The organism is Acidiferrobacter sp. SPIII_3 (assembly GCF_003184265.1).
GTDB lineage: Bacteria > Pseudomonadota > Gammaproteobacteria > Acidiferrobacterales > Acidiferrobacteraceae > Acidiferrobacter.
In genome coordinates, this window is record NZ_CP027663.1 from 3,091,389 (window position 1) to 3,111,767 (window position 20,379).

General features: G+C 61.4%; 21 protein-coding genes, 1 tRNA gene and 2 pseudogenes. 7 read left to right on the forward strand and 17 right to left on the reverse strand.

Translation table 11 applies throughout. The features are described 5' to 3' along the window. Positions 1 to 82: 82 nt before the first annotated feature. From C4901_RS15745 to C4901_RS15760, 4 genes and pseudogenes are all read right to left on the reverse strand, one after another. On the reverse strand, positions 83 to 526 hold the full coding sequence (locus tag C4901_RS15745; protein WP_110138687.1) for an RES family NAD+ phosphorylase: 444 nt from the start codon (positions 524 to 526) through the stop codon (positions 83 to 85). Between the two features lie 23 nt (positions 527 to 549). Continuing rightward, positions 550 to 1,053: an antitoxin Xre/MbcA/ParS toxin-binding domain-containing protein gene (locus tag C4901_RS15750; protein WP_168185774.1), complete on the reverse strand. Its 504-nt coding sequence runs from the start codon at positions 1,051 to 1,053 to the stop codon at positions 550 to 552. A 139-nt stretch (positions 1,054 to 1,192) separates the two neighbouring features. Continuing rightward, positions 1,193 to 1,432 (reverse strand): Druantia anti-phage system protein DruA, encoded by a 240-nt coding sequence (locus tag C4901_RS15755; RefSeq protein WP_110138143.1) that lies wholly within the window; start codon positions 1,430 to 1,432, stop codon positions 1,193 to 1,195. 8 nt (positions 1,433 to 1,440) lie between these two features. Then, positions 1,441 to 2,792, reverse strand: a pseudogene (locus C4901_RS15760) (ISNCY family transposase). Positions 2,793 to 4,100: 1,308 nt separating this feature from the next. Here C4901_RS15760 and C4901_RS15765 point away from each other — a divergent pair. The 4 genes from C4901_RS15765 to C4901_RS17785 all read left to right on the forward strand — a co-directional run bounded on the left by C4901_RS15765 (position 4,101) and on the right by C4901_RS17785 (position 7,289). Further along, positions 4,101 to 5,375, forward strand: coding sequence for an ISL3 family transposase (locus tag C4901_RS15765; protein ID WP_168185775.1), 1,275 nt, complete (start codon positions 4,101 to 4,103; stop codon positions 5,373 to 5,375). A 157-nt stretch (positions 5,376 to 5,532) separates the two neighbouring features. After that, positions 5,533 to 6,060: a DUF488 family protein gene (locus C4901_RS19620; protein WP_370445942.1), complete on the forward strand. Its 528-nt coding sequence runs from the start codon at positions 5,533 to 5,535 to the stop codon at positions 6,058 to 6,060. 13 nt (positions 6,061 to 6,073) lie between these two features. Further along, positions 6,074 to 6,505, forward strand: a complete 432-nt coding sequence (locus C4901_RS15775) for a DUF488 family protein (RefSeq protein WP_110138146.1) — start codon at positions 6,074 to 6,076, stop codon at positions 6,503 to 6,505. A gap of 625 nt (positions 6,506 to 7,130) precedes the next feature. Further along, positions 7,131 to 7,289, forward strand: a complete 159-nt coding sequence (locus tag C4901_RS17785; protein ID WP_168185776.1) for a hypothetical protein — start codon at positions 7,131 to 7,133, stop codon at positions 7,287 to 7,289. Between the two features lie 200 nt (positions 7,290 to 7,489). On the opposite strand, the pseudogene istB reads toward C4901_RS17785, so the two are convergent. The 11 genes and pseudogenes from istB to rpsU form a co-directional block, all read right to left on the reverse strand. After that, positions 7,490 to 8,278, reverse strand: a pseudogene (istB, locus tag C4901_RS15785) (IS21-like element helper ATPase IstB). After that, positions 8,271 to 8,696, reverse strand: coding sequence for a hypothetical protein (locus C4901_RS18755; RefSeq protein ID WP_240611785.1), 426 nt, complete (start codon positions 8,694 to 8,696; stop codon positions 8,271 to 8,273). The pseudogene istB and the gene C4901_RS18755 overlap by 8 nt, the downstream one beginning before the upstream one ends. Positions 8,697 to 9,401: 705 nt before the next feature. Next, a complete protein-coding gene (locus tag C4901_RS19625) occupies positions 9,402 to 9,788 on the reverse strand; it encodes a helix-turn-helix domain-containing protein (protein ID WP_168185777.1) in 387 nt (128 codons plus the stop codon). Further along, on the reverse strand, positions 9,785 to 9,976 hold the full coding sequence (locus C4901_RS17795) for a hypothetical protein (protein ID WP_168185495.1): 192 nt from the start codon (positions 9,974 to 9,976) through the stop codon (positions 9,785 to 9,787). The genes C4901_RS19625 and C4901_RS17795 overlap by 4 nt, the downstream gene beginning before the upstream one ends. A gap of 1,006 nt (positions 9,977 to 10,982) precedes the next feature. Beyond that, entirely contained in the window at positions 10,983 to 11,414 is a 432-nt protein-coding gene (locus C4901_RS15805) for a type II toxin-antitoxin system VapC family toxin (protein ID WP_110138149.1), read from the reverse strand. Next, on the reverse strand, positions 11,411 to 11,692 hold the full coding sequence (locus C4901_RS15810; protein ID WP_205736078.1) for a hypothetical protein: 282 nt from the start codon (positions 11,690 to 11,692) through the stop codon (positions 11,411 to 11,413). Before C4901_RS15810 ends, C4901_RS15805 begins: the two co-directional genes overlap by 4 nt. Before the next feature lie 319 nt (positions 11,693 to 12,011). Beyond that, a tRNA-Ile gene (locus C4901_RS15815) sits at positions 12,012 to 12,088 on the reverse strand. Between the two features lie 11 nt (positions 12,089 to 12,099). Further along, on the reverse strand, positions 12,100 to 13,944 hold the full coding sequence (gene rpoD / locus C4901_RS15820) for an RNA polymerase sigma factor RpoD (RefSeq protein WP_110138150.1): 1,845 nt from the start codon (positions 13,942 to 13,944) through the stop codon (positions 12,100 to 12,102). 92 nt (positions 13,945 to 14,036) lie between these two features. Continuing rightward, positions 14,037 to 15,773, reverse strand: a complete 1,737-nt coding sequence (gene dnaG / locus C4901_RS15825; protein ID WP_110138151.1) for a DNA primase — start codon at positions 15,771 to 15,773, stop codon at positions 14,037 to 14,039. A 44-nt stretch (positions 15,774 to 15,817) separates the two neighbouring features. Then, positions 15,818 to 16,261, reverse strand: a complete 444-nt coding sequence (locus tag C4901_RS15830; RefSeq protein WP_110138152.1) for a GatB/YqeY domain-containing protein — start codon at positions 16,259 to 16,261, stop codon at positions 15,818 to 15,820. A gap of 6 nt (positions 16,262 to 16,267) precedes the next feature. Beyond that, positions 16,268 to 16,483 carry a 30S ribosomal protein S21 gene (gene rpsU / locus C4901_RS15835; protein ID WP_065968651.1) on the reverse strand — a complete coding sequence of 72 codons (216 nt, stop codon included), beginning with the start codon at positions 16,481 to 16,483 and terminating at the stop codon, positions 16,268 to 16,270. A gap of 280 nt (positions 16,484 to 16,763) precedes the next feature. On the opposite strand from rpsU, the gene tsaD reads away from it, so the two are divergent. Beyond that, a complete protein-coding gene (gene tsaD, locus C4901_RS15840) occupies positions 16,764 to 17,774 on the forward strand; it encodes a tRNA (adenosine(37)-N6)-threonylcarbamoyltransferase complex transferase subunit TsaD (RefSeq protein WP_110138153.1) in 1,011 nt (336 codons plus the stop codon). On the opposite strand, the gene plsY is transcribed toward tsaD, so the two are convergent. Next, entirely contained in the window at positions 17,752 to 18,387 is a 636-nt protein-coding gene (plsY, locus tag C4901_RS15845) for a glycerol-3-phosphate 1-O-acyltransferase PlsY (RefSeq protein WP_240611786.1), read from the reverse strand. The two genes, tsaD and plsY, sit on opposite strands and share 23 nt — an antisense overlap. Between plsY and folB the strand changes: the two genes are divergently transcribed. Beyond that, positions 18,367 to 18,753 carry a dihydroneopterin aldolase gene (folB, locus tag C4901_RS15850; protein WP_110138690.1) on the forward strand — a complete coding sequence of 129 codons (387 nt, stop codon included), beginning with the start codon at positions 18,367 to 18,369 and terminating at the stop codon, positions 18,751 to 18,753. The genes plsY and folB overlap by 21 nt on opposite strands. Before the next feature lie 178 nt (positions 18,754 to 18,931). Here the strand turns inward: folB and C4901_RS15860 are convergent, their stop codons facing one another. Then, the gene (locus C4901_RS15860) at positions 18,932 to 19,141 is read right to left on the reverse strand and encodes a hypothetical protein (RefSeq protein ID WP_145960762.1); all 210 of its coding nucleotides are present in this window, start codon (positions 19,139 to 19,141) and stop codon (positions 18,932 to 18,934) included. An 891-nt stretch (positions 19,142 to 20,032) separates the two neighbouring features. Between C4901_RS15860 and C4901_RS17800 the strand changes: the two genes are divergently transcribed. Next, positions 20,033 to 20,356, forward strand: a complete 324-nt coding sequence (locus C4901_RS17800; RefSeq protein ID WP_168185778.1) for an outer membrane beta-barrel protein — start codon at positions 20,033 to 20,035, stop codon at positions 20,354 to 20,356. Positions 20,357 to 20,379: the final 23 nt, after the last annotated feature.

Below are 20,379 nucleotides of genomic sequence, written 5' to 3' on the forward strand. Positions count from 1 at the left end.
GCCTCCACGCAATCCGGCGTGAGCCGCACTGCCCGAGAAGTTTTGGGAAACAACACGCAAGACAGCGCGGGATTCGGGATCGCTAATGCAATCTGAGATCGTAGCACCAGGGGCGCATGACCGTGGCCGTGACTTCCAAGGCCCGTGCATGATTGGGATTTACGAGGACGTTGTATTCCTCGGGCACGACGATGGACGGGATCTCGAGCACCGCGGATCTCGATTGGTCGAGCCATTCATCGCCATACCGCCTGCTTGCGGGGCTCGCGGGCAATGCATCCCAAGCGACGGGCGCGGCGGCAAGCGTAAGCGTCTCCCGCGCCCGCCATAACCTGTCGGGTATGGTGACCCGGACCAAGAAACGGTCCAAGGGGAGCGTGCCTTGCGAAAGATGGACGATGGTCTCGAGTGCCGCAAGGGCAATCGAAGAGGAACAATAGAGCACGGCGCGACCGGGGCTATTCCAGCGGCCACCCGTGATCTTGGCCCCCGCGCCGGAGAGGCCGTCGACACGATGACCGGACATGGTGGCGGCGATCCGCCAAACGATCACGCGTAGGCGCCAGATTGCATCTGCGCGAGAAGAGTCGCAATGATCTCCTGGCCGGCGATGGTGTCGAGAAACTCACCAGGTGCCTTGTTGCCAAGCGCGGGGGACGGCTGGTCAAGCCATCGCGCGATCCATACACCGGCATCGAAAGGCTGCCCGCCCGCGCCCGATTCCGCCACCATGACCTCGACTTGACCGATCAGCCGCTGTAATCCCAGGATGCGCTCCGACTGCTCGGGCGGAAAAGAGGCCTGCTGGGCGAGCTTGCGCTTGGACGTGGATGCGGGCAGACGCAGCATGCGGTAAATGCGCTCCTTGGGTAAACCCATGGCGCGACTCGTACGCACGAGTTCCGCGGACGACACCCCCTTACGGATCGCGACCACCCGGCTGATAGGGTCGATTTCAAAGGCCGCGGCGAAGTGGCTACGCTTGCCGGTCCGCCCGATGGCACGAGGAGTCGACGGCCGTGCACGCCTCGCGGTGACCTTTGGCTTGGGCATGGACATAATCGTCCCTCGCGAGACTTTTGGTAGGCCCATTAAGGCCCCTTAACTGGGGGTTGTCAAGGAACGGGCTTGGTTCGCAGCAATTCTCAATGTGAACTGGCTCCGCCTCGAATGGGGGCGTCCGCTTAAGAATTTACGGGGCTTGCAGGAGCCTTTGTCGGGCATCGGGCACCAGCGGGTAGACCAGGACGCGCTTGGGGCTTGCCCCATGGCGTTCGTGATGGCGATCCTCACGGCCGCGGCCCGTGGTGAGACCGACGTCGATCCAGTGGGCCGCGCGGTAGCAGTGGCCCGTAAAGCGTGTGGGATCAACAAAGGTCTCAGCCAAAAGGGGCGGACGCCGTAGGCGGTTTGCCAATCGAATGGGTTCCATGGCGGCCCTCAACTGCTGTCGGGCGCGTCGATGTCGAGACCCCGCAGCATGAAGTCGAGCAAGGCCTCGAAACTGTCGAAACACATAAAAGTTGTGAGCGCCCGAATGCTGTCGAAAAAGCTTTTGCGGGTGGGGAGGGTCGCGCGCAACACGCGGTATTTTTGGTTGGTTATTTCCTGGAAAGTGTGCAGCAGGAAAGCCAGCAGGTTGAAGGTGCACAGCAGCGAGGAGAGATACTTCTTGCCGTGCCCAAAATTGTGTTCAAGATGGTACCCCTTGGTCTTCAGAACATTGTTGTTGCCATTCTCGATCCTCCAGCGCGCGCGGCCCGCTTCAGCGACTTTCGCGACATGAGCTTTATCGAGTGCATGCTGGGTGATCCAGGCGTTCTGGTATGTCTGCTTGCCCGCGGCGTCTTGGGTGGTCAACTCCAGCCAATTGACCGCTAGGGCATCGTCGCCCTCGCGCAAGGGAACGTGGTTGACGAAACGATAGGTGTCAGTCCAGGCTTTCTTGCCCTTGCGGCGCAGGACCTGGTGAGTCTGTATAGCCCCCTGGGCGGTGAGATCTTTGATCGATTCGGTGAGCGTGACGTGGGAGCTCGGCTTGCACACGAAAAGGAAATGGAGTCCCAGGCCCAAGACGGTTTCGCACATCGGCTGGCGGCTATACAAGTCGTCGCCCAGAATCGTCGCGTTGAGCGCTTTGATGCGGGCACCATGGGCGGTAAGCCACCGCTTGGCTGCCGCCGTTTCACAATCCTGCTTGTCGTGACCGTCCTGGGGGGTCACGAATTCCGGCGCCAGCGCGATGACCTGGTTGCGTTCGGGAGACACCACGACCGGTGTAACCACCGTGTGCTGATAGCTGACCTCGCCCTTCCTGTGTTCGATCTTCGTGCACTGCCGGCAATGGACGGTATGAGAATGGTGATAGCTTGTCCCGTCTAGGGCGATCAGCAGCTGGCCGGCACCGTTCTGGGATGAGGAGAGAGAAACGCGAAAAGGGTCAATATGGCCGCCCGCGTTCAGTGCCTCGAATGTCTGTTCGAATAGGGGGTGACATGACTGGGCGCCACCGGGTCCAGCAGGTTGCGGATGCAGTTGTCAGTCGGGATCAGGTTCATGCCAAAGAGCGTGTGCGCGTTGCTCTGGCCTTTGGTCTGTTTCATCGTCCTCTGATAGGCTAGAAACGAAGGGCTTTGCATAGTGAACACGGCAAAGGCCGCCAAGGCCGCGTCTTCCATGGCGTAGACGCAGTTCTTTCCCGTCCGCTTGTCCGGGAACCGCTGCATCAACTCCCTGAGGGAGGCCACTAATCCCTTAAAATCAAGGGGGCTCCCAACTAACGGAAAAGCCAAGCTCTGCTCGCTGAATATTATGACCCAGCGCTTTATACCGTGAACCGTAACTTTTGTCCAGCCCCCGGACATACCGGTTCATGGCCGTGACCCGGTATTGATAATCATTCCTACATTTAGAACTGCTGCTTGGTTCGGGATGCGATGGGGCACGCCCCTACCCTGGGAAACGCCGGGATTGCACCACTATCGACCCGCGCGCAAAGTGGTATGCCATGTGGCGGGGACCCGCGGGAGAGGGCCGGAGGCATCGCCGCCCGCAAGAGAAAAGCCGTTCCTGCCGGGCCAGGAATGAACAGACCCGATGGAGTGGCGAGCAGTAAGCCGCCAGCGCCGGGGCGAGTAAACACCTTGAGCGCCGCTGGCACGAGGGTATATTCTTGAGATGCTACACGCGGTTCAATGACGAGCAAGCCCGGCACATCGCCGATACCTTACGTGTTGCCGCGGTGGCGGAGTTTGGCTTTTTTGGCTATACGGGCGGACTTGAGCATCGCGACTGGTTACTGGCGTTGTTGTCCGCTTGCGTATTCGTCCTCATAGAAAGTGCAGCCGTATTAACGCTGAGGAAGCGGCCGTGAATATTCCCATAGAACAACTCTACATCGGTCTAGGCTGGTTTGCGCTTATAGGGGTCGGAGGCCTAGTTCTGGCCTGGATGAATCATCGCGGGCACAAACGTATCACGAATTCATCACCCCAACCTGGCCGCGCGAAGCATGGTTGTGGTAAGCCGCCGACTTCCCGATGACTGGCAGAGCCGCGATGCCTGCCACTCGCTTCTGCGCGAAACCTTCGCCAAGAAGCCGCGTATTATGGAACTCACTACCTGATTAGCAGCTCGCTCAAGTTGATTCTCGTGTCGGATCTTGTCATTGGCGTCAGGAAAGAGACTGGATACGAGGAAAGGGCCGCGCGGCGGCGCGTGCGGGCGAAATTCACGCTGAACGGATGCTTGTACCGTTTATCAATCACGGACCCGAGGATCGAGGAGCGTTACCTAACGCAGCGATGGGGATTACGACATTGGCGAAGCTGCCTTGTGTATTAGCCTCGTTGAGGTGTGGAATGGTTTTTCCTATCACGTGGTCGCGTCGGTAATCACAGAGGGTCTATGCAAGGATATCGGCAATGAATGATATTCGGCTCTATCCGACTTTCCCCACGGTATCGACTTGATAATCAGGCAGGGCTGATGGGTGTGGCGGCGTAAACGGGCCAGGGTGGGATAGGCGTTAGGTGGGGTGATATCTGTCGGGGCGTACAAGGGCTTGCAATGGAGGGTAAACACAGGTCTCCTCTCAGTTGTTGACCAGTCATCGACAAAGAGAGGAAACCCAGAGCCGCCTGACGTTGCTGGCGAAAATACACCGCCTGAAAGACCTAAAAATCACCGCCTTCTCATTCCAACAACGCGATACGGAACGCCATCTCTGGGTCAAGCCCTTCAAAAACGGTTGCCGCTGCCCAGTGTGTGAGCGCCGCTGCCCAATCGTGCGCCAGGCCCAGGAGGCCCGATCCTGGGAGGACGTAGCGATCTTGGGCCGCAAGACCCTGTTCTGGTATGCCCCCAAGGAGATCCTCTGCCCGACCCATGGGCTCGTGCAGGAGAAAATCCCCTGGGCCGCCCCTTATGCCCGCATCACCTATCGCCTGGAGTTTCGGATCTGCGCGCTCTGCCAGATCATGACGCAAAAGGCAGCGGCCGCCATACTGAAGATGGCCCCATCGACGCTCTCTAACTGTCTGCACCGGGTCATCACCCGGGTGCGCACGGGCCACACGATCCGGGGCTTGGTGACCCTCGGAGCCGATGAGATCGCGTATTGCAAAGGCCGGAAATATGCCACGATAATCTATGATTTGGACCGTTCGCACGTCGTGTGGGTGGGTCAGGGCAAGGGGCGCGAGACCATCGACCGGTTCTTCAACGAACAGTTATCGGATGGCCAGAAGCAGCGCATTCGCTGGGCGAGTTGCGACAGGGGCCGCGCCTACACTGGGGCCATTCAACACCACTGCCCGAACGCCACCCTCGTGATCGATCGCTTTCATGTGGTGAAGGCCTTGAACGAGGCGCTTGATGCCGTCCGGAAAGACGAGTGGCGGGGACTGGATAAGCGGGGGCGTCAGGCCATCAAGGGGCTGCGGTGGATGCTCGGGATGCATGCACGCAATCGCTCCAAGAAACAGTCGCGCTTCTTAAACGCGCTACGCACCTCCAACCGGCGCATCCATCGCGCTTGGGTCTTGAAGGATGAGTTCGAGCGCATCTGGCATTTCACATATCCCGGTGCGGCGAGGCAGTTCTTGAAGCGCTGGATGACCGCGGCCTTGAGAAGCCGGCTGCCCTCGCTCAAGACCTTTGTGACCACCGTACGGAACCACTTCGACAATATCCTCTCCTTCATTGAACGCCCGCTCACCAATGCCGTGGGCGAAGGCATCAACCGTCTACTCAAGATCGTGAAGAACCGGGCCTCGGGATTCCGCGGTTTGGAGCCCTTCGCTGACCTGATCTTCCTTACGATCGTGCACCTCGATATCCCTGCGCACATTCCTTCCGATTTGCGTACGCTGTGAGGGCAGAGGAAAACACTATGAGGCTAGGGAATCTGCGGGTTTTATTGGTGGGGAGATCCGGATATAGCCTGATATTCTTACCATTGGCCACTCGACGCAGGCCATAGATCAATTCATCCGGCTACTGCACTCGCACCGTGTGACTGCGCTAGCCGACGTGCGCTCCTCACCGTTCAGCAGACACAACCCTCAGTTTAACAGGGATTCTCTGCGCGCCTCCCTCAAAGACGCTGGGATCAAGTACGTTTTCCTTGGGAAAGAGCTTGGCGCTAGAAGCAGAGACGACCATTGCTACGTGGGTACCAAGGTGAGTTATGCTCGCTTGGCCCAGACCCAGCTCTTTCAGCGTGGAATTCAACGCCTCCTCGACGGTGCCGCCCTGCATCGCATCGCGTTGATGTGTGCGGAGCGTGATCCTGTGGACTGCCATCGCACCATCCTCATCGGTCGGGAACTTTGTGCGCAAGGCGCGTCTGTGAGCCACATACTCGCTGATGGACAACTTGAGGCGCAATCTGACGCTATCGGTCGACTTGTGGAGCGACTTCAGCTCGGCGGAATAGACATGTTCCGTTCTTACTCTGATGCGATTGATCAGGCCTATGCGATGCAGGAAGACGCGATCGCCTTTGACCGTGATGCGCAGATAGCGCAACGGGACTCCACCACAAAAGCATCCACCTGAACAGCGGCTGATCATGAAACTTTTTACGATCGGCTTCACTAAATCAAGCGCGCAGCACTTCTTTTGCCGCCTCAAAAAGTCGGGCGCGACGAAGATCATTGACGTCCGACTTAACAACATTTCGCAACTCGCCGGCTTCGCTAAACGCGACGATCCACGCTATTTCGCAACGGAGATCTGCGGCATGGAATATGAGCACGCCGAAGCGCTTGCGCCAACCCAAGACATTCTGGACGAGTACAAAAAGCACCATGGCGATTGGGATGTGTACGCCAAACAGTTCAATGAGTTTATGGCGCTACGGCATATCGAATTACTTGACCGTGACGCCCTCGCAGGCGGGTGCCTGTTGTGCAGCAAGGATAAGCCGCACCACTGTCACCGTCGACTCGTCGCCGAATACCTGAAAGGCAAATGGCTCGACGTAGAGATCATCCACCTGTGAACGATTTTTCGCTCGGCGCGCCTGAAGTTTAGGAGGACTCGATCCGCCACGGGATATCCGAGGTGGCCTTTGTACCCAAGGCTTCCCCCGATGGTCACGAGTCAAGGGGACGCTCGGGCTAGCCAAGACTAGGTGAACTCGGTGCGTGCGTAGTCGCGGGCCTACATGCGGCAGACAATGCCCATGAAATCAGCCTCGGTGCGTCACTTCGGCGTCGCGGTGCCAAACAACGCCCGCGATTGTCGGGGCAACTCACAACGGATCAGGCGGGGAGCGGATTGGGGCGATGCCTGACGGAATAAGCAGCATCCAGCGGGGCGCGAACCGATGGGGCGACCCTAACGGCAACTCGAGGCATGAGGAAAAGGCAAGAGACGAGCGGGTCGCGCGCGAATCGCGCAACCCGCCGTCGGACATGGTGGGCCCGGAGGGACTCGAACCTTCGACCAGAGGATTATGAGTCCTATTTGTTTGGCCTGCCGTCCACTTACACTGAAACCCCGTTCCTTTTAATTCGCTTGAATATCACTTGTTTTAGCCTATTATTCATCACATGTTGTGTGAGTCGAATTGACGCCGACTACTTACACAGTGCTTACACGGCACTTACACGGGAAAAGGGACCATGGCCAAGATCAAGCTGAGCAAGACGACGGTAGACGCACTCCCCATCCCCGCGACAGGCTACGCCCTGGTGTGGGACACCGACCTTACGGGCTTCGGTGTACGCATCACCGAATCGGGCCTCAACGCTCACCAAAATGAATCCGTTTTTGCTCAATAAAGCGGACCCAGAGAGTGCGCATGAGTGTGTGCGGTGGGCGCGATATTGCGGGTGTTGGGTGGGTGTGGTAGCGGGTATTCTTGTGTGAAGACGCAGAGATATTCACGACGTGGTCCGCTCGCTCGTCAGGCACTGCCATAAATAGGCCGTGTTCGGGGTGCGCGGTGTGGCAGTGGTGAGGGAGGCCCGCGGTACGAGAACTAGGGGGCGAGAACGGATCCGCGTCGAGAGGATTTGGGGGCTCGGTCGGCAGAAACCGATGCGGGGCGTTCAGGAGTGCGCAGGGAGGGGCCATCGATGCGGATGGTAATGCAGCGATGCTGGAGGCGGTCGAGCAAGGCGTCGACGAGCGCTTTATTGGCGAACAACTCGTACCAGTCAGACGGCTCTCAATTCGTTGTGATGATAGTCGATACGCGGCCATAACGCTGGTCCATCAGCCGAAAGAAGGCGTTCGACTGTTCGGGTTTCAGGGTCAGGTAGCCCAGTTCGTCAATCAGCATGGGCTGAGAGCGGGCCAGTTGCGCGAGGAGCTTCGGAGTCGAACGATCAGCGAGCGAGGCGTAGAGTTCGTCGAGCAGCACCTGGGCATTGTAGAAGCGGCCCGCGTGCCCGTTGAGGCAGGCCTCGCGCAACAGAGCGATGGCAATGCCGGTCTTGCCCGTACCGGGTGGTCCGATAAGCAGGATATTCTCGTTACGGTGCAGGAAGTCGAGCCCGGCCAGGGCGCGGATCTGACTCCGATCCACACCGGGTTGACGATCAAAAGGGAACGAGTCGAGAGTCCAGTGCCACGGCAGTTTCGCCTGCGTGAGGCGGTAGGCTAAGCGCTTTTCTCGGCGGTGGGCTTCTTCCTCGGCCAGCAATCGCCAGAGAACTTCTGCAGGGGGCGAGCCTTCGTGCTCGGCACGATCCAGTTCCGCATTCAGGGCCGCATCCATGCCGCGAAGACGGAGTTCGGCGAGCCGTTCGTGGATCTGATCACGCATCGTCGTAGGAATCGCCGTTCAGGGCAAAAAACTCGCCAGCCACTTGGTGCAAGATGAGTTTCTCCAGTCGCCCCAGGTCATACAGACCGAAGTGGGCGGCCTGCCGCACAGCGGCCAAGAAGGGCTCTCGGGGGTAAGTGCGCTGGAGCGTCAGCAGCCGTTGCAAGGCGCGCACCCCGCGGCCGCGGCCGCGTTGCTTGAGGGCGCGCGCATAGGCTCCCAGTTCCGGATTGTCGCGCCAGAGTGGTCCTTCTATGTCCGGCATGCGGCTTACGCGAATAGGGATGGGATGATGCGTCGGATCCGTGCTGCGGGCCTGGCGTTGACCGATGAGTCGGGAATGGATCGCTACCGCTGTGCCCCGATGGTGGATGTGGACCTGGGCGGGATATTTGTAGAGGGTTACGGTCTGGCCCACGAGCCGTGCTGCGGGCCTGGCGTTGACCGATGAGTCGGGAATGGATCGCTACCGCTGTGCCCCGATGGTGGATGTGGACCTGGGCGGGATATTTGTAGAGGGTTACGGTCTGGCCCACGAGGCGCTCGGGGACCGAGTAGCGGTTCGATTCGAGCGAGACATACCCGCTCAGGTCCACCACCCGATCGCAGACCTCATAGATCGGTGGCAGCGCGATGGGCAGGGGTTGCAAGGTTGGCTTCTCGATCACATAGGCGGCCTCGGGCGACATCCCCAGAACCCGCTTCGGGTTGGCATTGGCCACCTCCCGGCACCAGGCGAACGCTTGGCGGTTCAGGTCGTCGAAATCGGTGAAGCGGCGGCCAGGCAGGAAGTTGGTCTCAATAAAAAAGAACGTTCTCTCGATCCGTCCCTTCCGATCCGGATGCCCGACCCGGTGCGCGCGGAAGGCAAACCCCAGTGTGCGCGCAAAAGCGGCCATCTCGGGGGCCATGATGGCGTCTGCACCAGCGCCGGAGGCGAGCATCACGCTCGTGTTGTCGATCAGGCAGATCGGGCAAACCCCCTCCATGAAACGCGCGGCGTCAAGCAGGAACTGCTTGGCTTCGAAGCGGCTATAGCGGGGGTAATATTGAACGAACAGACGGCGCGAGTAGGCCAATACGAGCCCTGCGCACTGGGCGGTTACGGTCTTGTCACCCAGGGTCACGCGGTGAGGCGAGGTGTCATGTTGCATTTCCTCGCCCGGGCCGAAGGTGTATTCCCCGCGCGCACGGGCGGCGTGCGTAGCCCCGCTTCCCGGACCCAACGCGTCAACGTGCTATACGTGCTATAAGAGATCGTGAGATCGTACTCAGCGGCAAGTAGTTGCTGAACGCGCACCACGTTGCCTTGGGCGCGCGCGAAGGCGGATTGCAAATAGGTGCGGGTCACACCGAGCTTCTGCCGTTCCTTCTCCCCCTCTGCCAGCGGGGCGCGCAGTATCCGGCGAACGGTATTGCGCGATAGCTTCAGCAGCCGACTGATTTCGCGTCGGCTCTGGCCTTGGGCTTGCAGGGTGCGGACGGCATCACGGATCTGGCTGGGGGTCATGGGTCGAGACTCCTGGCTAGGTCGGCCTGCAGGGTATTGAGGGCGATGCGCAGGCCTCTCAGAGCCTTCTGTAAGGGCTCGGGGAACACGGGCGGGTCTCCTATTGACCAGCACGGGCGCAGTCGCTTGATCAAAGCGAGCAGTTGCCGGACATCGGCTAGGCACTGCCCTTCCGGGCCTTCGCGCACACCCGCATCGGCACGCTGCTCGTCGCGAGCGTGCAGGCTTTGAATGAAGGCGGTGGAGATCGACTTCCAGTACGGGGGCGACGGTATCCATGACGAAAACGGTACCCGCCTAGCCCGCGAATGCCTATCACGTCCTCTCTTTGCAAGATCGCGATGAAGACGACCAAAAATCTCTAACCCCTTGACAATACGGTCAATTCCACCGTGCACGCGTCACTCTTTGCAAGATCGTTGCCTGGGGCAGGAGAAAGCCGGTAACGACCGGAAACAACAGGGATATTGGCCGTTGACACGACCCCTTGACAATACGGTCAATTCCACCGTGCACGCGTCACTCTTTGCAAGATCGTTGCCTGGGGCAGGAGAAAGCCGGTAACGACCGGAAACAACAGGGATATTGGCCGTTGACACGTCCATCTTTGCAAGACGGCGACTCTGGTCGCGGCGGGCCTGTTTATCGCGATTATCGCGGGTATAGGCGTCATGGGTCTTTCGGTAAGTCCGCCAATAGTCCGGATGGCGGTCCCGCCAAGCCTCTTGGGCGCGCGCCTGGTTCTCACGATAATCGGGGTCGGTGCGACGCTTGGCACTTTGCCAGCGCTTGCGCCGTATGCACTGACAGGCCGGTGCCGAACAATAGCGTTGGGCGCGGACTTGTGGACGCACCCGAAAGGACCGCCTGCAGGCGGCTTATCGTGCCGTGGGCATTGTGGCTTTCCCCCCTATCGCCAGGAATCCTGGCAGAGAGGATGCCGCAACCAGGGGCGGGTCAATGCACGACGAGCAGGAATGCCGTAGGACCCGAAGGAACGAGCAGGAATGCCGTAGGACCCGAAGGAAATCCGGGATGACTAGCGCATGCCGTCAACGGCCGTGGGCGGGTCCGTTTGCGTGAGCAGGGGTGGGTTCATTCGCGTAAGCGTCAAGGATCTCCACGGTCGTGGCGCAGGTGTCCCCTTTAGGGGCAGGACCGGGTTGCGGGACTTTGTTGACAAGCCAAAACATATCAGTTGGCGAGCGGGTCAATGTGCCGTAGCCCAGCGAAGCGGCCGAAGTCGTGGTCGGCTGAATAGACGGCGTAGCCGTGCTCGAGTGCTAACGCCGCAAGGTGCGCATCGGTTGTCAGGTTGCCGGCTGCGCCAGACTGGGCCAGGATGTTGCGCAGAATCGCCCAGTGGCCGTTTCCGGGAACAACGCTGCGTACAATGGGGAGCGACAGCCACTCATCCATGTAGACGCCGGCGTGTTCGATCGACAGCGGTCGGCTAAATACTCGTGGATTTGTTGTGAGCCGGAGGAAGGCCAGTATCACGACCCAGGGGAGGCCGACAATTTGGTCGCCCGATAGCGTGCCCTCCCACCAGACCCGGGCCTTGGCGTGCTGCGGCGTGTCGCTATTGATGGCGTAGAGCAACAGGTTTACGTCGACGAGAATCATTTACGCAGCATAATTTCCTGTGCTATAGCCTTGTCCTCCAGACCGTCGGCGATCGCGAGCGCTTTGTTGAGGTCCAGGCCTGCCTGAACAGGCCCTAGGGACGAGACCACCAACTTGTAAGGCTGCGCCCGAGGGCGCTCCAGCTCACGCAAGCCCAGCCGCAGCGCCTCATTCACAATTAACTTGTAGGGTTTGCCGCTTCGCCGCGCCCAGTCTTGAAGAGAGGCCGCCACGGGATCGTCAATCGTCAACGTGGTACGCATCATGATGCCTTTCATAAAACATCCTGGCGCAAGCGTAGCCCCGGTGCCGCGCCTGAGTCAAGAGCTGAGCGAAGCCTTCTCTTGGGACGTCCCCCGAAGACGCTTCGTTAACCCTCAGCCGACCATCGGTCTCCCGGTGCGTGTAAGGGCCCGCGCCCTCTGGCGGCCCGATCCCGGACAAAGGGGCCAGTTGGTCTCTTGTGTCGGCGCGCCGCCAAGGCCGGGTATTCTGGCGAGCAGGAGACCTGCCCGACTGCCCGACTTGAACTACTTACATAATGCCTACACGGGAAATCTGGCTCTTCGCGGAAACGCTCTGGCTCCTTGTGTTATATGGTGGGCCCGGAAGGACTCGAACCTTCGACCAGAGGATTATGAGTCCCCTGCTCTAACCGACTGAGCTACAGGCCCGTAAGGGGTGCTTACATATCCAGGAAGCTGCGCAGGTGCTCGGAGCGGCTCGGGTGACGCAGCTTGCGCAAGGCCTTCGCCTCGATCTGGCGGATCCGCTCGCGCGTCACATCGAACTGCTTGCCCACCTCTTCCAGGGTGTGGTCGGTGTTCATGCCGATCCCAAAGCGCATGCGCAGGACCTTGGCCTCGCGCGGCGTCAGTGTGTCCAATATATCAAGGGTTGCGGCCTTGAGACCAGCCACGGTCGCGGCATCGGTCGGGGCCATGATGCTCGTGTCCTCCACGAAGTCGCCCAGATGCGAATCCTCGTCGTCGCCGATCGGGGTCTCCATGGAGATCGGCTCCTTGGCGATCTTCAGCACCTTGCGGATCTTGTCCTCGGGCATGTCCATGCGTACCGCGAGCTCCTCGGGGGTCGCCTCGCGACCCATCTCCTGCAGCATCTGGCGCGAGATCCGGTTCAACTTGTTGATGGTCTCGATCATATGCACGGGGATGCGGATGGTGCGCGCCTGGTCGGCGATCGAGCGCGTGATCGCCTGACGGATCCACCACGTCGCATAGGTCGAGAACTTGTAGCCACGCCGGTACTCGAACTTGTCGACCGCCTTCATGAGGCCGATGTTGCCCTCCTGGATCAGGTCCAGGAACTGCAGGCCGCGATTCGTGTACTTCTTGGCGATGGAGATCACGAGACGCAGATTGGCCTCGACCATCTCCTTCTTGGCGCGCCGCGCCTTGGCCTCCCCGATGGACATGCGCCGATTGACCTCCTTCAGGTCCGCGATCGGCAGTCCGGCACGCACCTCGATATCGGCAAGCTTCGCCTGCGCGTTATTGATGGTCGCGATGTTGGCCTCTATGACCTCGGCGTTACCTTCACCGCCCTTGCCGACCTTCTTGATCCAGCGCGGGTTGGTCTCGTTGCCCGGAAAGCTCTTCAGGAACACCTTGCGGGGCATGCGCGCCTTGGTGACGCACACTTCCATGATCAATCTTTCCTGCTCACGGGCCTCATCGACCAGCGTGCGGACATGCTCGACCAGACGATTGATCTGCTTCGAGACGAACTTGATCTCCATGAACTCTTCGGCGAGCTTCTCCTGCCCCTTTGCGACCTCCGGACTCTTGAAGCCCTTCTTCTCCGCGGCCTTCGTGATCACCGCATGCAGCTTGCGGATGCGGCCGAAGCGCTCCAGCGCCTCCTCGCGATCGGGGCCGCCGTCCTCATCGGCCTCGACATTGTCGCCATCGTCCGACTCCTCGTCGCCGTCATCGACGGCAGTCACATCCCGGTCGATTTCCGCGGGCGGTGGCGCATCAAGGGCCTGAGGATCGACGAAATCCACGACGAGATCCGTAAGGCGCATCTGGTCCTGCTCGACGAGCTCCATCATCCGCAGCACCTCGGCAATGGTCGCCGGGCATGCCGCAATGGCCTCGGTGCTCTGGCGGATGCCATCCTCGATGCGCTTGGCGAGATCGATCTCGCCTTCACGCGTCAAAAGCTCAACCGTCCCCATCTCGCGCATATACATGCGAACGGGGTCCGTGGTGCGGCCGAACTCGCCCTCCACGGCCGACGCCAACACCTGCTCGGCCTCTTCCACGACCTCGTCATCATCGGGGGTCGTGGCCGAATCGTTCTTCATCAACAGGGTGTCAGGGTCCGGGGCTTGATCGTAGACCTCGATACCCATATCGTTGATCATGTTGATGACGGTCTCGATCTGATCCGCGTCATGCACATCCTCGGGCAGGTGATCATTGATATCCCGATAAGTCAGGAACCCCTGCTCCTTACCCTGAAGAATGAGTTTCTTAAGCTGCAGGCGTTGCGTCTCTTGATCCATTAAGGTCGCCCTTCGTGCCGTTTCAGTTGGATTCAGACTCAAAAATTAACTGGTAATTATAGCAGACTGCGCACATCCTGTAGTGGTGGCCACTATGCCCCGGTATTGCGGTGGCGCAGATAGGCGACCACCTCGGCCTGCTCTTCCGGAGTCAGGTTGCCTTTATTAATCAGATATCTATGACGATCCTTGGCCTTCGCCGCGCGGGCCTGTTCGGTCAGTGTCCTCATGATGTCGCGCATGACCCCCTCGTGATCGGGCAGCAATGACGGATACTCCCAGGCCGCAAGTCGCGCCAAGGTCGCCCGGTGCGGACTGTCGGCAAACCGCTCGACGATCGCACCGGTCGTGAGCCCCGGGGTCTCGCGCAACAACGCCACGAGCGCCGCCAAGACGTCCATGCCGGGTCGACCGGGGGGCGGAAGCTCCCCCACCTCTTGAATGAGGGCGGGATATTGCAAAAGCAAGGCCACGGCCTGGCGCACCAGAGAGCCGCCACGCACCGGGGCTGGGGGTTGGGGCCGTGGCGCCGCATCCTCGGCGCGCGAGGGCGCCAAGACCGCGGCCTGCGGGACCTTCAACGCGGAAAGCTCGGCCAGTCTGCCAATCATGAGTTCGTACAATGCGCCTCTTGCTAACTTCGACAACAAGGGCTTGGCAAGTTCAACCAACCGCGCCCGTCCATCCATGCGCGAAAGGTCCGCGCGGGCACACAATGTCTCGAAAAAAAACTCCGGCAATTCCGTCGCCGACCGCAGCCGCGCCTGGAACCCGTCGCCCCCCTCGGCACGCACGAGGGTATCGGGGTCCTCGCCCTCGGGGAGGAACAGGAAGCTCGCCTGGCGGCCATCGCGCAAGACCGTCAGCGCCTGCTCCAGGGCCCGCCACGCGGCCTCGCGCCCGGCCCGATCTCCATCGAAGCAGAACACCACCTCCGGCGCATAACGAAACAACCGGTCTAAGTGCTCGCGGGTGGTGGCCGTACCCAGGGTCGCGACCACATGCGCCACCCCGAACTGGGACAGCGCCAGGACATCCATATAACCCTCGACGACCACGACCTGCCCGGCCTTGTCGATCGCCGCCAGCGCCTGCGGCAATCCATAGAGCTCACGCCCCTTATGAAACAATACCGTCTCCGGGGAGTTCATGTACTTGGGCTCACCCTGGTCGAGTATTCGCCCCCCGAAGCCTATAACGCGTCCGCGGGCATCGCTGATCGGAAACATCACGCGGTCGCGAAACCGGTCGTAGAAACCGGTCGCCCCGTCGCGGGCAATGACAAGTCCGGCGCGCTCCAGGACCGCCGGCTCGAAGTCCTTGGCCAGGGCCGTCAGAAGCCCGTTCCATCCCGGCGGGGCGTAGCCCAGCTGGTAGTCCTTGGCGACCGCGCCCGTTATGCCCCGCCCCTTCAGATAGGTGCGCGCGCGCTCGGCCGCCGGATGATGGCGCAAGGCCTCCTGGTAGTAACGGGCGGCGGCCGCCAGCACCGGTCGTAGATCCGGCCCCGCAGGCGCTACCGGGCGACCGTCCTGCGGCACCTCGAGGCCGGCGCGGTGCGCAAGCTCGGTCACGGCCTCGACGAACCCCAATCGCTCATAGGCCATCAGAAATCCGATCGCGGATCCATGCGCTCCGCAACCGAAGCAGTGATAGAACTGCTTGTCGGCACTCACCGTAAATGAGGGGGTCCGCTCTTCGTGAAACGGGCAGCAGGCCTTGTAGTCCCGACCCGCCTTGCGCAACGGCACACGCCCGCTGACCAGTTCGACGATATCCGTGCGCGCAAGCACGGCATCGATAAAGGACGACGGTATCTTAGCGGCCAAAGGGCCTCCCTGGGCGCCCGCACCCGGAAGACAGACGCCGGTCCCTAACTCAATCGCTCCTTGATACGCGCGCTGACCGCAGCCATGTCGGCGCGGCCCTGCACGCGCGCCTTGATATGCGCCACCACGCGACCCATGTCCTTGATCGACGTGGCCCCGGTATGCGTCACGGCCTCCTGAATGAGGTCTTCGATCTCGCCCGCGGACAAGGGGGCCGGCCGGTAGGCGGACCACACGGCAAGCGCCGATTCCTCCTTCTCCACGAGATCCGCGCGACCCGCGGCACTGAACTGCTGGATGGACTCCTGGCCCTGACGCACGAGCTTCTCCAGGATGGCAAGCACACCGCCATCATCCAGCGACACCCGTTCGTCGACTTCGCGGCGCTGGATGGCGGCCCTCAGCATGCGGATCGCCTCAAGCCTCGGGGCGTCCTTGGCGCGCATCGCCGCCTTCATATCCTCGGCGATTTGCTCCTTCAGCGTCATGGGTCGTTAGAACGGCCTGTTGGCGCGCTGAGCCACGCGGGCGATCTTCTTCAGTTCGCGCTTACGCGCGGCCGCCGCCTTGCGCTTGCGAACCGCCGTCGGCTTCTCATAGAACTCGCGACGACGAACCTCGGCGAAGACACCCGCCTTCTCACATGACCTGCGAAAACGACGCAGCGCAACCTCGAAAGGCTCGTGCTCCTTGACGCGCACCGATGGCATAGACGCAATACACCTCGCTTGAATAGTTGAGCCGGCGGCCCGTGGTAAACGGCGGATTCTAACGCGCACCGGCCGATTTGTACATAAAGCCCGCGGTTTCGGCGATCGACGCCCGCCAGAAGCCCGCGACGGTTTATGTCGGCGGGCGCTTACAAACGCTATATCCCGACAGCACTGAGAGAGCACGAGGACCGTCCCATGAGTCCGCCGACCCCTATCTGGTGGCGGGGGCGGGCCGGCGGTAAGCTTCGTCGTTTCCTGAACCCTAAGGGCCACCACCATGCTCGTGCTCGGTATCGAGACCTCCTGCGACGACACCGGCGTGGCCCTCTATGACCGGGATACCGGACTGCGCGCCCATGCGCTCTTCAGCCAGATCAGCCACGCGATCTACGGCGGGGTGGTGCCCGAACTCGCCTCCCGCGACCACATCCAGAAGCTCCTGCCGCTCATCGACACCCTGCTACACGATGCGCGGGTGACACCCGCCGACCTCGATGCCATCGCCTACACCGCCGGTCCAGGCCTCGCCGGGGCGCTGCTGGTGGGAGCAGCCCTGGCGCGCTCGCTGGCGTTCGCGCTCGCCATACCGGCTCTGGGCGTCCACCACCTGGAAGGCCACCTGCTGGCGCCGCGACTGGAGGCCCGCGCCCCGGATTTTCCGTTTCTCGCCCTGCTGGTCTCGGGGGGGCATACCCTCCTCGCCGACGTGCGCGCGCTCGGGCGGTACGAGATCCTGGGTGAGTCGCGCGACGATGCTGCGGGCGAGGCCTTCGATAAAAGCGCGCAGGTCCTGGGTCTCGGTTATCCCGGGGGGCCGGCCATCAGCGCCGCCGCCGCCCGCGGCCACGACATCGGACTTAAATTGCCGCGGCCGCTCCTCGACCGCCCGGGGCTCGAGTTCAGCTTCAGCGGCCTTAAGACCGCGCTTTTGCTGGCCTCCCAGGAGCAGCCGCTGGATGATCAGCGGCGGCGCGACCTCGCGCGCGCCTTGCAGGAGGCGATCGTCGATACGTTGGCCGTGAAGTGCCGGCGCGCCCTGATGGAGACCGGCCATGAACGCCTCGTCATTGCCGGCGGGGTCGGGGCCAACCAAAAATTGCGCGAGCGGCTCACCGATGAGGTGCGCGCGCTCGGCGCCACCCTTTACTACCCGCGTCCGGCGTTCTGTACCGACAACGGGGCGATGATCGCCTATGCCGGCTGCCTGCGGCTTGCCGCCGGACAGACCGATGACGGCGGTTTCGGGGTACGCCCCCGCTGGCCGCTCAGCGAGCTTTCGCCCCCTTAGCGCCGATCTTGGTCTCGCGCCCGGCGAGCAGATTACGGATATTGGTGCGATGGCGCCACAACAACAAGATGCTCATGGCCGAGGTCATCGCAAAGAAGAGCCCGATATGCTGGCGCAGGGTCGCGGCCATCAGGAACGGTGCGGCCACCGCGGCGGTGAGCGCCGCCAGCGACGAATAGCGAAACACCAGCGCCACCACGAGCCAGATCCCGAGCAATCCCGCCCCGGCGACCGGGTTGATGGCCGCGAGCACCCCAAGGGCGGTGGCCACGCCCTTGCCACCCCGAAAACGGAAGAACAGCGGATAGACGTGCCCGAGCAGCGCGGCCCAGGCGGTCAGGGCCACGATCCACGGCACCACCCCCAGAAGTCGCGCCAGCATCACCGGGAGCACCCCTTTGAGGACATCGCCGATTAGGGTGATAATGGCGGCCTTCTTGCCACCGAGACGCAATACGTTGGTCGCCCCGGGATTTCCCGAGCCTGCGTGGCGCGGGTCGGGCAACCCCAGCAGGCGGCTTGCCAGAACGGCCGTGGACAGCGAACCGAGGAGATAGGCAAGCCCCGGTAAAACATAGGCCCATATCGAGATATGCGTGACGGCGTTCCCCAAGACAGTGGCGACGTGCTGTATTTACACGATCTGAAAGTGGATTGCATCATCGGGATCTGGGACTGGGAGCGTCAGACCCGACAGACGATCGTGCTTGATCTCGACATGGGTGTCGACATCCGCGCCGCCGCAGCCTCCGATGACCTGCGCGATACCCTCGACTACAAGGCGCTCGCCAAACGCGTCATGGCCTTCGTGGAGGCCTCGGAGTTCCGCCTCGTCGAGACCTTGGCCGAGCGCGTGGCGGGACTGATTCTGCGGGAATTCCCGGTCCCTTGGCTACGGCTGCGGCTCGACAAGCGCGGGGCGATCCGCGGCGCGGGTCAGGTCGGACTTGTGATAGAGCGGCGCCGGACCGACCCTTGATCCCAAAAACAATAGTTGACCGCCCCGCCCCTCTCCGTCCTGGCGCCAGCCATACAGCCAGCCGTTTGCGCGGAACGGGCAGTCGTTGGGATTCGACATCCATGAGGTCTTGAAGGCACGGGATTATGGAACCCCTCCCGACCTTAGGGCTCAGGAAGGGGAATGCGCGGGCGAATATTCAATGCCCGGGCGTGAACTTCAGGATTGCGATACCCAAGGCCATGAGTGTTACCATCAAGCCTCCGAGCCGAATCATAAGACGCATCTCCATGCCGGACAGGGTCGCATTCATGGCGCCGAAGCCCACCTTGAGATCCACAACATCGTTCGCGAGGATTTCGAGACGGCCGTTGAGGCCCGCAACATCGCTCTCTAAGACCTGCAACATCGTTCTTGAGGCCCGCAACATCGCTCTTGAGGGTTTCGACATCTCTCCTGACCTCGCGCAATTCTTTGCTGGTCGCGAAATCCGCCATGCACCTTTTGAGATCCTCGATATCGCCCTTTGTGGCAAAGCCCCGTTCCGATATATCCAGGAACACGGCCATGCGCGCCTCCGCCTGCGCCTCGGGGACGCCGGCTTGGGTCAGACGCTTGACGAGCGTATAGGTGTCCAACATATCCGCACCCACGGCGATATCTCCGCGTATTCTATCACAGGCGTGTCTTGGTAAACGGGACGAGGCATCAGATCGCCTCGAAAGGTCGCATAGTATGAAATGCCTCGTGGGGGGCGCAACCCAGGAAAATCCCCATACCGATGAACCCCCGCCCCCGCGCGGCACCCCGCATTGGCCTGACATCACGCTCGCCAGGCGAACACGAGCAACACGATTCGAAACAGGGAAAGGAAAACGCCGAAAGGCAGGCGCGCGGGACTTGGACGCCCATCAACCTAAAAGCGGCGGTCGACCGCTCGCATCCCCCTATCGGGGTGACAACAAGGCGGTCGGGGTTCGTCCTCGGAGGAGTGGGCGAATACGCGCTTCCGGATAAGGGCGAGGGTTCGATGACGGCGCCGGGACATGTCAGGAATGATCGGGCCACTTTTATCAGCGTCCCCAAATCGCCACCGCGCGGCGCGGCTTCGATGCGGGCCCCAGAAACCATCTTGCGGTGCACGCCCGCGCAAACCATCCTTTGCCACACCGACCCGACCGCTGTAACCTTCATCGTCGTCTCTCTGCTTGTATGGTGTAGCGCTTCACCCGCTTCCTCGGTACCGATGCCGTTTGGGGAAGCGCCCCTATCTATCCCATTGCCCAAGGATCATTGCCTCATGCCCAAGATATACCGCACGGCCATCGCCGTATTGATCGGTACCTTGTCATTCTCCGCCGCCCATGCCGCCGGCTTCTATGCCGGGGCCAATGCCGGCGCTTCCGATGTCCAGGGCCTCGGTGGCTCCGCGAGCGCCGGGATCTACGCCGGTTACGCCATCGACTCCTGGTTGAGCGTGGAGGCCGGCTATAATCGCCTGGGTCGCTGGAGCGGCAGCGATCAGGGCCAGCCCTACACGAACGTGATCAACAATGTCGATGTGTCGCTGACCGTCGGACCTCGAATCGGACGGCGGCTACGCGTCTACGGGCAGCAATTCTAAATGTGGTAATAGTTCTCAATACG